Source organism: Microbispora oryzae (assembly GCF_017896165.1).
GTDB lineage: Bacteria > Actinomycetota > Actinomycetes > Streptosporangiales > Streptosporangiaceae > Microbispora > Microbispora oryzae.
Genome location: NZ_JAFCNB010000002.1, coordinates 307,885 through 321,367, shown reverse-complemented (window position 1 = coordinate 321,367; position 13,483 = coordinate 307,885). Strand labels below are relative to the sequence as shown.

Below are 13,483 nucleotides of genomic sequence, written 5' to 3'. Positions count from 1 at the left end.
TGCTCTGAGAGGTGGCCCTGAACGCCTTCGTAGGTGTGCCGGATGCGCCCCTCCCCGCCATGGGGACGGGGCGCATCCCCTTTTGTCGCACTCTGGGGGATTCCCGACCTAGGTAAAGTTTCGTCCCAAAATATCGCCTGACGAGGTCATCGTGGCTTAATGTCCGATTACTCGACCGTGACCAGTCAGGAGATGATCCCCCATTTCCAGCATCGCGGAGACCCAGGTGGGCGCCTGGTGGCGGACGGCTTCCCCGGCCGTCGCCACCCGTGCCCAGCAGCATGACGCCGGCAACCCGGGCTGCCCCGGAGCCGGCGACGACTTCGTCTTCCAGGGCCAGACCACCGCCTCCTATTACTGGGACGACGGCTCCGGCGTGAACGGCGACACGGGCGCCCCGGCCTCGGGCCTGCCCATGCAGAAGGGCCTGGCGGCCAGTCCCAGCTGGCCGATGGGCACCAAGGGATACGTCATCCACGGCGACAAGAAGATGCCGTTCTTCGTGGGAGACCGCGGTCCCGGCGTGCCGTCCGACAGAGGGGTCATGATCGACCTCGACGGCAAGACCTTCGCCGACCTCACCGGCGGCACCTGGAACAGCGACACCTACAGCGTCGAGGGCGCGGGCGGCGCCGGGCACATCCTCGTCCGGTACGTCATCACGCAGTGGGGCGCGGGGCCGGGCAAGAAGGGCGCTCCGGTGCCCTTCTCCGCGGGCGCCTACAGCATGACGCACAGCCCCGACCCGTGCCCGCACGCCGCCCAGGCCGCCGCGGCGGCCCCGCTGTTCCACGCCCGCCTGGTCGCCGCCGACGGCGCCGCGCCGGAGCCGCAGACGTGCGCGGCGATGACGGCCATCGTGGTCTGCGCGGTCGCCGTGTGCGGCGCGCGGATGCTGGCCCGCCGGCTCGTCCGCCTGTCACCCCTGGGGGGCCGGGCGGCGCCGGTGGGAGCCCGGAGGCGGGCCGGCGTGCGGAAAGACGGCGTTCCCCATCGCGGGGGCTGAACGTTTCAGTGCGCCGCCGCCGCCATCAGGGGCGGGCCGTCCGCCGCCCGCCGGTGACGTTGACCGTGTATGACTTCGGGTTTGACTCTCGTCATGACGACCGATCGACGAGAAGGACACGCCATGCGAAGAACGTGGCTAGGCGCGTTGGCCGGCGCGGGGGTCGCGGCCACCATCCTGATCCCTGCGGCGGGGAGCGCGTGGGCGGGCGGCCTGGCGGGCGCTCCGGCCCCGTCGCCCTCGTACCCGTCCCCGACGCTGTTCCCGTGCAACACCGGCCCCACGATGCCGAGCGCCCCGCCGAACGACCCGCCCACGACGCCCGGAACGCCCGAAATTGTCAGCTCGATCATGAACACGGTCCGGCTGAAGTGGACCCCGTCGACCGACGCGGACGGCATCGCCTGCTACTCCGTGTTCGAGAGGATGCCCAGCGGCGAGACCCGGCTGCGGGCCACCTTCCAGCCCGCGGTGACCGAAGGGACCGTGAGCCTTCCCTGGCCGCCCTCAGGCGTCGCGTGGGAGGACCACGACCTCTACGTGGAGGCCGTCGACACCAAGGGGGCGTACAGCGCCAGGTCCGGCTCGGTCATCGTGCGGATCTACAACGACGTGATCAGTCCCACGACGTCGCCCTCCATCTCCCCGCCGCCACCCGCCCTCAAGTGCCACGTCACGTACGGCACGGCGGGCTGGAACGGGGGAATGTCCAGCTGGATCGAGGTCACGAACACCGGCACCACCACGATCAGCGGGTGGGGTCTCCAGTTCACCTTCCCCTCCGGCGGTCAGCACGTGACCAACGGCTGGTCGGCCCAGTGGGTGCAGAACGGCGCCACCGTGGTCGCCTCGAACTGGGAGTGGAACAAGAACATCGCTCCCGGCAAGTCGGTGACGATCGGGTTCAACGGCACCAACACCGGCACCAACCCGGAGCCGGCGGCGTTCTACCTGAACGGCACCGCCTGCGCGTGATCGCCGGGCCCCCGCCCGCGGGCGGGGGCCCCACGTTCACCTCCCGCCGATCCTGCCGCTCCTGCCGCGCTTGAGGGCGCCGGCCACCCGCTTGAGGATCCGGTCCCAGTCCGACCCGAACGGATTGTCCTGCACCAGGTAGGTCCACGTGGCGGTGGGACGCTTCAGCCCCTGATCGTCGAGATCCCTGGTGAGGTCGGCCTTCTCGAACGACTCCTTCGACCGCCGCTCGATCTCGTCGAGCATGTCGCGGTAGGCGGGCACGGCCTCCCGGTTGAACTCGTCCAGGGGGTTCAGCCTGCCCAGGGCCCGCAGGTGGATGCCCTCCCGCAGGTCGGCCAGGAACCCGAGGTGCTCGGTCCAGCAGCGGTCGATGTGGAACAGCACGATCTGCCGCGCGGCGCGATCCACCTTCTCGTCGCCGAAGGCGGCCCGCAGCTCCCGGTCGCGCTCCGGGCAGGCCGCGCGCAGCGCCTCGGCCCCGGCGTCGCCCCGCAGGATCCGGTCGCGCCGTTCCAGCAGTTCCGTCCGCTGCCGCTCGATCAGCCGCGTGTAGCGCCAGGTGTTGCGGTGGATCTCCAGGTTGACGCCCTCGGCCACCCGCTGGGCGTGGGCGATCAGCTCGGCGGCCCGCGGGTCCCGGACGAGCCCGCCGGCGCCGGCCGGGGGCAGCGCCTCCTCCGGGGCGTACGCCGTGAGCAGCGGGTCCTCCCCGCTGACCAGGAAGACCGAGCCGCCGGGGTCGCCCTGCCGTCCGGCGCGGCCCCTGAGCTGGTCGTCGAGCCTGCTGCTCTCGTGGCGTCCGGTGCCGATGATGTAGAGGCCGCCGAGCGCGGCGACCTCCGCCTCCTGCTCGGGGACGCCCCCGCCGAGGCGGATGTCGGTGCCGCGCCCGGCCATCTGGGTCGACACGGTGATCACGCCGCGCTCCCCGGCCCTGGCGATGATCGCCGCCTCCTCCGCGTCGTTCTTCGCGTTGAGGACGACCGGCCGCAGGCCGCGGGCGCGCAGGGCCTCGTCGAGCTGCTCCGACTCGGCGATGTCGAGCGTGCCGACCAGGATCGGCCGCCCGGTGGCGTGCTGGGCGGAGATCTCCTCAAGCAGCGCCTGCCGCTTCGCCTCGGCGGTCGGGTAGACGCGGTCGGGCTCGTCGGCCCGGGCGCACGGCCGGTTGGGCGGGATCACCGCGACCCGCAGGTCGTAGAACTCGCGGAGCTGGTCGGCCACCGCGACAGCCGTACCGGTCATGCCGCAGACGCGCGGGTAGCGCCTGATCAGCGACTGGATGGTGAGCGAGTCGAGGATCTCACCGGTCTCCGAGGCGGGGAGCCGCTCCTTGGCCTCCACGGCCGCCTGCAGGCCGTCCGGCCAGCGCTGCAGCATCGCGACCCGGCCCCGGGACGTGTTGATCAGGTGGACCCGGCCGTCCCGGACGATGTAGTCGACGTCCCTGATCAGCAGGGCCTGCGCGTGCAGCGCGAGGTTGACCTGGGTGACGATGCCGGGGTGCTCGTAGAGGAGGACGCCGAGCGCCTTCTCGACGGTGTCGGTGCCCTTGGGCGTGAGGAAGACGCTGCGGCCCTCCTCATCGATCGTGTAGTGGTAGCCCTTCGACAACCGCCTGACCAGGGCGGCCATCTCCGGAAGCGCGACGCCCGGGTCGGCCGCGCCGGCCAGCACCAGCGGCACGCGGGCCTCGTCGACCAGCACCGAGTCGGCCTCGTCGACCAGCGCCACGTCGGGCGGCGGCACGACGAGCTCGGCGGCGTCCACCCGCATCCGGTCGCGCAGCACATCGAAGCCGAGCTCGCTCACGGCCGCGTAGGTGATGTCCTTCGCGTACGCCTCCCTGCGCTCCTCGGGCGTGGACAGCTCCGCGATCCACCCGGCGGTCAGGCCCAGCGTCTCGTACAGCGGCCCCATCCACTCCGCGTCGCGGCGGGCCAGGTAGTCGTTGACCGAGACCGCGTGCACGCGAGCGCCCCGCAGCGCGAATCCGGCCGCGGCCATGGCGCCCACCAGCGTCTTGCCCTCGCCGGTCGCCATCTGCACGACGGTGCCGTCGAGCAGGCCGAGGACGCCGACGAGCTGGACGTCGAAGGGCCGCTGGCCGAGGGCCCTGCGGGCGGCCTCGCGGACGACCGCGCAGAACTCCGCGGAACCCACCCATTCGGGAGGCACGGACGCGGGCACCAGCTCGTCGCGCCGAGCGACCTCGTCTTCGAGCCTCCCCGCCTCGGCTACCACCCGCTGGTACGGCGTGAGGTCGACGCTCCCCGGTTTGTCGAGGAACCGTCTGATCCAGTCACCTACCCGGGCCATGCTCGCTCCAACGACTCGTCTGCCGGACTGGTTCCGTCTGCCCGGTTCATGGTCCCACCATCCCGCCCTCAGCATGTGCAGGAGGACACCCGAACGGCGTCGCGTACCTGACAGAGGATGGCAGTCTCCTCGGCCAGGATGCGGGTATGACCACAAAAGCGAAGCTCATCGCCTTCACCATCGACTGCGCCGACCCCAGGCGGCTCGCCGAGTTCTACTCCGCCGTCACCGGTTTCGACGTCCAGTACGCCGAGGACGAATACGCGGGAGTCGGCGACGGCACCCACACCATCTACTTCCAGCGGGTGCCCGATCGGAAGCCGGCCGGCTGGCCCGGCCCGGACAAGCAGTTTCACCTGGACTTCCGGGTGCCCGACGTCGACCGGGCCGTCGAGGAGTATCTGGAGCTCGGCGCGACCAGGCCCGAGTTCCAGCCGGGACAGGGCTGGGTCGTGCTCGCCGATCCCGAGGGTCACCTCTTCTGCGTCTGCCCCGAGAGGTCGTGACGCGCTCCCTCCCGCCGCGCCCGCCGCACTCCGGGCGTTCCGGGACGGTGCGGGGATTTCCTAAGCTTGCCTGGTGATCCTCACCACCTCTCGCCCCGGCGGGCGCCCATGATCTGGGCTGGATTGGCGATCGCCCTCGTGGGGGCGCTCGGTTACGCCCTGGGCGCCGCCCTGCAGCAGTACGAGGCGGTCACCGAGGGCGCCACCCTGGCGCTCGTGCGGCGGCCTCGCTGGCTGATCGGCGGAGTGATCGGCTTCACCGGGGCGTCCCTGCACGCCGTGGCCCTGAGCCTGGCGCCGCTCGTCGTGGTGCAGCCGGTCAGCGTGGCGACGCTCGTCTTCGCCGTCCCGCTCGCCGCCCTCCTGCACGGCCGGCGCCCGCGGCCGGCGGAGATCGCCGGATCGGCCGCCGTGGCGGCGGGACTGCTGGGGCTGATGCTCCTCGTCCCGGCCCACGCCGAGACCCCCGCTCTGGCCGACTCGTCGGCGCTCGGCCTGATCGGGTGCGTCGCGCTGATCGTCGCGATCACCTTCGGCGCCGCCAGGTGGGCGCGCGGCCCGTGGCGGGCGCTGCTCATGGCGGTCGGCGCGGGCTCGGTCACCGCCACCGTGTCGACGTTCGTCCGCGTGGTCGGCGGCGGGCTCGGCGGAGACCCGGGGCGCCTGCTCCACTGGTTCACCCTGGCGATCCCCGTCCTGCTGGTCTGCGCCGTCGTCCTGCTGCAGAAGTCGTACGCGGTGGGCTACTTCGGCATCGCCTACGCCGGGGTGCAGGTGGTCGATCCGATCACCTCGGTCACGGCCGGGGCCGTGCTGCTCGGGGAGCGGTTGCCGACGGGGGCCGGCGCGGTGGTTCCCGCGCTGTTCGCGGCCGCCGTGCTCGTCGCCGGCACGGTCACCCTCGGGCGCCTGGCGCCGGACCGGTCCCCGGCCGTCCCGGCCGCGTCCGATCCCCTACCGGCCCCCGTGCCCGATTCCCCTTCGGATTCCCCTTTGGATTCCCCCTCGGATTCCACGGCCGTGCCCGAGTCCAGGTCCGCGTCCGATCCCGCGCCCGAGCCGGGGTCCGCCGTCGCGGTGTGACGCACCCCGGTCACAGCGGGCCGGGAGGTATGGACCGGCATACCGGCTGGTCGGTACGCTGGCCGGGTGACGTCGGATCCGCCCGGCCTCGACCTCCGCCGTCTCGCGGAGCATCTGGAGCGCGAGGGGCTCACCCGCGGCCCGCTGACGGCGGAGCTGATCACGGGCGGCAGGTCGAACCTGACCTACGTGGTGCGCGACGCCGCCGGGACACTGGTCGTCCGCAGGCCGCCGCTGGGACACGTCCTCGCCACCGCCCACGACATGGGGCGGGAGTTCCGGGTCATGAGCGCCCTGCGGGACGCCCCGGTGCCCGTGCCCCGGACGTACCACCTGTGTGAGGACCCCGGCGTCGTCGGTGCGCCGTTTTACGTCATGGAGCATGTCGCGGGCGATCGGCCGCCGATGACTCCTGCCCTCGCCCGCGAGCTGGCCGGGGTGCTGGCCGCGCTGCACTCGATCGACCCCGAGAGCGTCGGCCTGGGCGACTTCGGCCGGCCCGCTGGATTCCTGGAGCGTCAGGTGAGCCGCTGGAAGCGGCAGCTCGACGCCTCCCGCGGCCGTGCGGTGCCGGGAATGGACGAGCTCTACGAGCGGCTGGCCGCGCGGGTGCCGCCGTCCGGCCCGCCGGCGATCGTGCACGGCGACTTCAAGCTCGGCAACACCCTGGTGGCGGACGGCCGGATCACGGCGGTCCTCGACTGGGAGATGTCGACGGTGGGCGACCCGCTCACCGACCTGGCCCTGTTCCTGCTGTACGGCGAGGTCGGCGCGCTCGACAACGGGCCGCCCGGCGATCCGCCGGACTTCCACGAGCTGGCCGGCCACTATCAGGCGGTCTCCGGCCGCGACCTGTCCCGGCTCGGCTGGTACGTCGGGCTGGCCTGCTTCAAACTCGCGGTGATCGCCGAGGGCATCCACGTCCGCTACACCCGGGGTCTCACCGTCGGGGACGGCTTCGCCGAGGTCGGCGACCAGGTCGCCCTCCTCGTCGACCGCGGGCTCCGGGAGGTCTGATGGATTTCGGGTTCGACGAGACCACTGAGGCGTACCGGGAGCGGATGCTCGCCTTCATGGACGAGTGCGTCTACCCGGCCGAGCGGGAGTTCCACGACCAGGCGGCGGCCGGCGGCTGGAGCCCGCCGCCGCTGCTCGGCGACCTCAAGGCGGAGGCGCGCGCACGAGGGTTGTGGAACCTGTTCCTGCCCGGCGAGCGCGGCGCGGGGCTGACCAACCTCCAGTACGCGCCGCTTGCCGAGATCATGGGCCGGTCGCCGGACATCGCCCCGCCCGCCACCAACTGCGCCGCCCCCGACACCGGCAACATGGAGGTGCTCGACCGGTTCGGCAGCGAACGGCAGCGAGCGGACTACCTCGGACCGCTGCTGAACGGCGAGATCAGGTCGGCCTTCGCGATGACCGAGCCCGACGTCGCCTCCTCCGACGCGACCAACATCGCCACCTCCATCCGACGGGACGGTGGAGACTACGTGATCAACGGCCGCAAGTGGTTCGTCACCGGCGCGATGAACCCGGGCTGCGCCGTCTTCGTGGTCATGGGCAACACCGACCCGGAGGCGGAGCCCCACCGGCGGCAGAGCATGGTGCTCGTCCCGCGCGGCGTCCCCGGTCTCACCGTACGGCGGGGAATGCGGGTCTTCGGCTATGACGACGCCGGGCACGGCGGGCACGCCGAGATGGTGTTCGAGGACGTGCGGGTCCCGGTCGCCAACCTCATCGGCGAGGAGGGCGGCGGCTTCGCCATCGCCCAGGCCCGCCTGGGGCCCGGCCGCGTCCACCACTGCATGCGGCTGATCGGCATGGCCGAGCGGGCAGTGGAGATGATGTGCCGCCGGGCCCTGACGCGTACCGCGTTCGGCACGACCATCGCCGAGCAGGGCGTCGTGCGGGACTGGATCGCGGAGTCCCGGGTCCGCGTCGAGCAGCTCAGGCTCCTCGTGTTGAAGACCGCCTGGCTGATGGACACCGTCGGCAACCGAGGGGCCCGCACCGAGATCCAGGCCATCAAGATCGCCGTACCGGCGGGGGTGGAGTGGATCCTCGACAAGGCCATCCAGGTGCACGGCGCGGCCGGGCTGAGCCAGGACTTCCCCCTGGCCGCGATGTGGGCGGGGGCCCGGTCGCTGCGTTTCGCCGACGGCCCTGACGAGGTCCACCGGCGGTCCCTGGCACGCCGGGAGCTCAGGCGGCACCTGCCCGCGCAGCCCGGCTGACGGGCCCGGCGAGCCAGGGGGCCAGGGGGCCGGGGCGGGTCAGGCCGGGCGGAGCGAGGCCAGCAGGAGGTCGGCGAAGTGGCGGCCCACCTCCTGGCCGGACAGCGGGCCGTCGGGGTGATACCAGGTGCCGAGGTGGTGGACCGACCCGAAGAAGAAGTCGACGACCATCTCGGCCGGGACGTCGTCGCGGAACACCCCCGCCCGCACCCCCTCGCCCACGAGGTCGCGGAAACGTTCGTGATAGCGGCGCCGCTCGGCCCGGACGCTCCGGTACGTCTCCGGCGCGAGCTGGTGCATCGACCTGAAGAAGATCTTGGAGTCGTCGAGGTTCTCGACGGTGGTGACGACCACGTCCACGGCCGCCGCGTGCAGCCGTTCGGCGACGGGGCCCTCGGCGTCGGCGAACCGGTTGAGCCGGTCCGTCTGCAGGCGCAGGACCCGGGCGTAGATCTCGCGGAGCAGATCGTCCTTGGAGTCGAAGTAGTGGTACATCGCGCCCTTGGTCACGCCCGCCGCCCGCACGATCTCCTGCACGGACGTGCTCTCGAACCCGCGCTCGGCGAACAGCCGGGTGGCCGCCGCGAGGAGCCGCTCCCGCACCGTCGCCGCCGCCGACACGCTCGCCATCCGGTCCCCTTCCTCGCGGTCAGCATACCGACTGGTCGGTCCAGCGCGCTGGCTAGCGGACTTGCGGTACTTCCCTCACCTTAGGAGAGTTGGGATTCCCGCCTGGGTATCCCGGGAGAAAGCCGCCTGACTTGTGGGGAGTTGGCGCTGTGCCCAATGGGTCGATCTATGTCCCGCGCGACGAGAAGTTCACCGGAGCCTCGCCGCAGAACCTGTACGAGACATTCTGGTTCGCGGGCCGGAAGAACCGGCTCCGCGTCCGCGCGGCCATCGCCGCCGCCGGCTTCCTGTTCGGTAACCTGCTCGGCTCCAAACTGGGGCTCAACGCGTTCGTCATGGGTGTGGCGCTGGGCGCCGCGGCCGGTCTGACCGACCTGGTCGTCGCCTGGCGCCTGCACGAGCGGACCGCCGTGTGGCGGGGCAAGCGCCGGGGGGAGGTCAGGACCGGCCGCCTGCTGCGCCTCGGGCTGCGCCGGCACGGATACCAGGTCATGGACGGCCGGGCCGTGCCGGGAGAGGCGTCCATCGATCATCTCGTCATCGGGCCCGCCGGCGTCTGGATCGTGGACAACGAGGCGTGGGCGCCCGACGTGCTCATCGCCAGATATGGCGAGCGGTTGTTCTTCGACGAGAAGTTTGGCACCTCGGTGGCCAAGGGCCTGATCGGGGCCGCCGGGACGATGGCCGGGCTGCTGACCAAGGAGACCGGCATCGAGGTGACGATCGCGCCGGTGCTCGCCGTGCACAGCGGCAGGATCAAGGGCCGCGCCGGGCTGGTCACCGGAGAGGGGCTCACGGTCGCCTATCCCCGGAAGGTGGCCCGCTGGATCCGGTCGCACGACGAGGTCAGGCTGACCCCCGACCAGATCGAGCTGCTGTCCCGCACCGCCGCCCGCATCCTGCGCCGGATGACCTGAGCCGCATGGAGCCGCATGGCCTGATGAGTCCCCGGATCAGCGGGCTCTGAGGGTGCCGCTCCCGGGCCCTCCCTTTCGTGCGCCCCCGTGCGCTCGATCGGCTTTGGATTGATTTGGAGTGCGCTGGCCGGTGCGATAACCTTCAAGGGCTTTCGCGCCGCTAGCTCAGTTGGTTAGAGCAGCTGACTCTTAATCAGCGGGTCCGGGGTTCGAGTCCCTGGCGGCGCACCGGCGAGAGACCCCAGGTCAATGTCATTGACCTGGGGTTTTTCCATTTGGCGGCCTCACTCGGCGTGCCCCGCGCACTGTTGCCCGGCTGTGGCCCATACAGGATCGGCTAAGGCGAGATTCGGGCCGTATGGCCGAGGCCGGGGTGCTTTTCGCCGTCGCGTTCCACGGTCGGGTCCGTCACCGGCAGGCGGAGCACGAACCGCGTTCCCTTCGGGCAGTCCTCGATGGTCAGGGATCCGCCGTGAGCCAGGGACGTCTCACGACAGATGGCCAGGCCGAGCCCGCTGCCGCCGGGGTCCAGGCGTCGCCCCTCCCGCAGGCGGGTGAAGGCTTCGAAGACGCGCTCGCGGTCCTCGGGCGCGATGCCCGCCCCGTCGTCCTGCACGGTCACCACGGCTTTCCCGCCCACGCGTCCGACCGTCACGTCGACGCGCGAGTGGGCGTGCCGCCGCGCGTTCGCCAGCAGGTTGTGCACGACGCCGGCCAACTGCACATGGGACCCCAGGACGGTCGGCCGGTCGGCTACGCACAGCCGTATCGGCGTGCCGCGGCTCAGGACGGCCGCCTCCTCCCGCACGACGGCGGCCAGGTCGAGCGGCACATGGGCTGACGGGCGCGTGTTCTTGACTCTGGTGTAGGCCAGCAGGTCGTCGATGACCGCCTGCAGGCGCTCCGCGGTACGCAGGGTCGCCCGGATGGTCGCACGCGCGTCCGTATCGTCGGGGTGGGCGAGCGCGTCCTCCAGTTCGGCGTGCAGGGCGGCGACCGGAGACCTGAGTTCGTGCGAGGCCAGGGACGCGAACCGGCGCTGGGCGGTCACCGCCTTCTCCAGCCGCTCCAGATAGGCGTTGGAGGTCCGCGCCAGCTGCGCGATCTCATCGTCGCCCGGGGGCGCCGGAACCCGCAGGCTGAGGTCGCCCGCTGTGGCCTCACGCATCCTCGCGCTGATCGCCCGGACCGGGTGGAGGGTCCGGCCCACCACCAGCCAGGTGGCCCAGGAGGCCGCCACGGAGGCGAACAGCACCGCGGCTCCGATCCCCACTTCCAGGTAGTGGCTGGCCAGGGCGGGCGGATGCCTCGTACCGGCGTAGATGAAATGCGGTTCGCCGTTCCACAGCAGCCGGGTTGTCCCCGCGTTGGGACGTAGCGCGGTGACCAGCATGCACGTCTCCTGTGGCGGGCAGACGGTGACATCCTGCAGCCGGTCGTCGGCCGCGGGGCGGAACGTGGTCAGCGGCGGTTTTCCCGCCGCCTCCGCGTTGGCCGCCACCACACGTCCTTTGGAGTCGACGAGCTGGAGGTAGTCGGCGCGAACGGTCGGCGGGGGTGGCGGGACATGCCCCGGTCTCATCTCCGCGGTCCAGTCGACGATGGCCAGACGCGTGTCCCGCATGAGGTCCGCCGAGATTCTGTCCCGGATCCCGAGGTCGACCAGGGCACCGACCACCGTGAGGGTGATCAGGAACAGCGTCCCGACGGCGAGCGCGTAGCGCACCCGGATGGAGCGCGGCCACGGCCGGCTGTGGGGCGCCCAGCGCCGCCAATCGATTTTCACCGACGTGGTGCCCTCCTGGGAGTTTGCGCCTTTTGCCCCTTTTGTCCATAGTGTCAGGCAGGCTCCTCGCCCCTGCCCGGGGCGTCTCTTCTTCTGGTACGGACCGGCGTGAAGAGGCCGGTCGAGGTAGGGTCGCGGCCCGTGTGGCCGAGGGCCACGCCGGGACGGCCGGGGCGGGGGGAGATCGGGTGGACACGGCGGAGCGGTACCGGGTGTTCGCGGAGCGGGAGGTGCGGGGACACTCGCCGGCATATGAGGACCTGGCGCGCGCGGTCGCCGCGGCCCCAGGGCTGGTCGGCCTGATCGACGAACTGCCGCCGATCAAGCGGCAGCCCAACCTGCTGCTGGCGTCGGTCCGCTTCCTCGGCGGTCCGTGGGACGACCCCGCCGCCTTCCTGGCGTGGACGGTCCACGAGTGGGAGCGGGTGAGGGCCACGATGCTCGCCCGCAGGACGCAGACCAACGAGGTGGGGCGGTGCGCGGCCCTGCTGCCGGTGCTGGCGTCACTTCCCGAGCCCCTCGCCCTGATCGAGGTGGGGACGTCCGGCGGCCTGTGTCTCTACCCCGATCGCTACCGCTATCAGTACGACGACCGGCCCGCCGTCGGGCCGGCGGACAGCCCCGTCGTCCTAGCCTGCCGCACCGACGGCGCGGTCCCCGTGCCGGAGCGGGTGCCGCGGGTCGTCTGGCGGGCGGGCCTCGACCTCGACCCCGTCGACGTACGGGACGACGAGGCGCTGCGCTGGCTGGAGTGCCTGGTCTGGCCCGAGCAGGCCGATCGGCTGGAACGGCTGCGCGGTGCGGCCGGGATGGCACGGAGGGAACCCCCCGAGCTGGTGCGGGGAGAGGCTGCCGAGGCGCTGCCCGGCCTGGTCGCCCGCGCGCCCAGGGACGCCACGGTGGTCGTGTTCCACAGCGCCCTCATGCCCTACCTGGAGCCGGAGGAGCGCGACCGGTTCGTGGCGACGGTCCGGAGCCTGCCGGTGCGGTGGGTCTCCAACGAGGGGTCGCCCCGGCTGCCCTCGGTCCTCGCGCGGCTCGGCCGGCCGCCGTCCCCGGATCGTCTGGCGTTCCTGCCCGCGCTGGACGGCGAGCCGCTCGCCATGGCCGGTCCGCACGGCGAGTGGCTCGACTGGCTCGGCTGACCTGGCCGGCTCGGGTATCGGCCGGCTCGGTCAACTCGGCTGATCTGGCCGGGGGAGTCGGGCGATACTTCGTGACATGACGGCCTACGAGACCATCGGCACCACCTACACGGCGACCCGCGTGGCCGACCCCCGGATAGCGGCCCGCATCGAGGCCGCTCTGGGCGACGCCGGTTCGGTGGTCAACGTGGGCGCGGGGACCGGTTCGTACGAGCCGCCCAGCACGCTCGTGGCGATCGATCCCAGCACGGTGATGATCCGTCAGCGCCCACCGGGGGCGGCCCCCGCTCTGCGTGCCCGGGCGGAGCGGATCCCGCTGGCCGACGGCGTGGCGGACGCCGCCATGGCGATCCTCACGGTTCACCACTGGTCCGACGTCGAAGCGGGCATCGCCGAGCTGCGCCGGATCGCGCGGCGCCGGGTCGTCGTGCTCACCTGGGACCCGCGCGTCACCCGGCGGTTCTGGCTGCTCACCGACTACCTCCCGGAGGTCGCGGCGCTGGACGAGGACAGGACGCCCTCGGTCGAGCTCCTGGCGGAGCTGCTCGGCGGCGCGCGGGCCGAGGTCGTGCCCGTCCCGCACGACTGCACCGACGGTTTCGGCGCCGCCCACTGGCGACGGCCCGAGGCCTACCTCGATCCGCTAGTCCAGGCCGGGATGTCCGTCCTCGCCCAGCTCGATGAGGAGGTCCGGCGCCGGGCGCTCGGCCGCCTTGCCGACGATCTCACCTCGGGCCGGTGGCGCGAGCGCCACGCGTCCCTGCTGCGCCTCGACGAATTCGACGCCGGCTACCGGCTCCTCGTCGCCGATCTGCCCTAAGCCGCGGTGTGACGCGCGGTGTGACCAGCGCTGTGACCCGAGGCAGGACTGGGTGGGGT

The 13,483-nt window shown here is 72.2% G+C and carries 12 protein-coding genes and 1 tRNA gene; 10 read left to right on the top strand and 3 right to left on the bottom strand.

The window, feature by feature from the left end:
- Positions 1-226: 226 nt before the first annotated feature.
- Positions 227-1,006, top strand: coding sequence for a hypothetical protein (locus tag JOL79_RS35335; protein ID WP_210154451.1), 780 nt, complete (start codon positions 227-229; stop codon positions 1,004-1,006).
- Between the two features lie 123 nt (positions 1,007-1,129).
- The gene (locus JOL79_RS04965; protein WP_210154450.1) at positions 1,130-1,981 is read left to right on the top strand and encodes a cellulose-binding domain-containing protein; all 852 of its coding nucleotides are present in this window, start codon (positions 1,130-1,132) and stop codon (positions 1,979-1,981) included.
- 36 nt (positions 1,982-2,017) lie between these two features.
- Here the strand turns inward: JOL79_RS04965 and secA2 are convergent, their stop codons facing one another.
- Positions 2,018-4,303, bottom strand: coding sequence for an accessory Sec system translocase SecA2 (secA2, locus tag JOL79_RS04960; protein WP_210154449.1), 2,286 nt, complete (start codon positions 4,301-4,303; stop codon positions 2,018-2,020).
- Between the two features lie 146 nt (positions 4,304-4,449).
- On the opposite strand from secA2, the gene JOL79_RS04955 reads away from it, so the two are divergent.
- From JOL79_RS04955 to JOL79_RS04940, 4 genes are all read left to right on the top strand, one after another.
- Positions 4,450-4,809: a VOC family protein gene (locus JOL79_RS04955; RefSeq protein WP_210154448.1), complete on the top strand. Its 360-nt coding sequence runs from the start codon at positions 4,450-4,452 to the stop codon at positions 4,807-4,809.
- Positions 4,810-4,932: 123 nt separating this feature from the next.
- Positions 4,933-5,892 carry a DMT family transporter gene (locus JOL79_RS04950; protein WP_230984228.1) on the top strand — a complete coding sequence of 320 codons (960 nt, stop codon included), beginning with the start codon at positions 4,933-4,935 and terminating at the stop codon, positions 5,890-5,892.
- Positions 5,893-5,958: 66 nt separating this feature from the next.
- Positions 5,959-6,909: a phosphotransferase family protein gene (locus tag JOL79_RS04945; protein ID WP_210154446.1), complete on the top strand. Its 951-nt coding sequence runs from the start codon at positions 5,959-5,961 to the stop codon at positions 6,907-6,909.
- A complete protein-coding gene (locus tag JOL79_RS04940) occupies positions 6,909-8,126 on the top strand; it encodes an acyl-CoA dehydrogenase family protein (RefSeq protein ID WP_210154445.1) in 1,218 nt (405 codons plus the stop codon). Before JOL79_RS04945 ends, JOL79_RS04940 begins: the two co-directional genes overlap by 1 nt.
- 39 nt (positions 8,127-8,165) lie before the next feature.
- Here JOL79_RS04940 and JOL79_RS04935 read toward each other — a convergent pair whose 3' ends face one another.
- Positions 8,166-8,756 (bottom strand): TetR/AcrR family transcriptional regulator, encoded by a 591-nt coding sequence (locus JOL79_RS04935; RefSeq protein WP_210154444.1) that lies wholly within the window; start codon positions 8,754-8,756, stop codon positions 8,166-8,168.
- Between the two features lie 149 nt (positions 8,757-8,905).
- On the opposite strand from JOL79_RS04935, the gene JOL79_RS04930 reads away from it, so the two are divergent.
- Both JOL79_RS04930 and JOL79_RS04925 read left to right on the top strand, forming a co-directional pair.
- Entirely contained in the window at positions 8,906-9,673 is a 768-nt protein-coding gene (locus tag JOL79_RS04930) for an NERD domain-containing protein (RefSeq protein WP_210154443.1), read from the top strand.
- Positions 9,674-9,827: 154 nt separating this feature from the next.
- A tRNA-Lys gene (locus JOL79_RS04925) sits at positions 9,828-9,901 on the top strand.
- A 109-nt stretch (positions 9,902-10,010) separates the two neighbouring features.
- On the opposite strand, the gene JOL79_RS33760 is transcribed toward JOL79_RS04925, so the two are convergent.
- Positions 10,011-11,459, bottom strand: a complete 1,449-nt coding sequence (locus tag JOL79_RS33760; protein WP_210154442.1) for a sensor histidine kinase — start codon at positions 11,457-11,459, stop codon at positions 10,011-10,013.
- Positions 11,460-11,602: 143 nt separating this feature from the next.
- On the opposite strand from JOL79_RS33760, the gene JOL79_RS04915 reads away from it, so the two are divergent.
- Together JOL79_RS04915 and JOL79_RS04910 are read left to right on the top strand one after the other, a co-directional pair.
- Complete coding sequence (locus JOL79_RS04915) at positions 11,603-12,604, top strand: DUF2332 domain-containing protein (RefSeq protein WP_307848319.1); 1,002 nt, start codon at positions 11,603-11,605, stop codon at positions 12,602-12,604.
- A 76-nt stretch (positions 12,605-12,680) separates the two neighbouring features.
- Entirely contained in the window at positions 12,681-13,424 is a 744-nt protein-coding gene (locus JOL79_RS04910) for a methyltransferase domain-containing protein (RefSeq protein ID WP_210154441.1), read from the top strand.
- Positions 13,425-13,483: the final 59 nt, after the last annotated feature.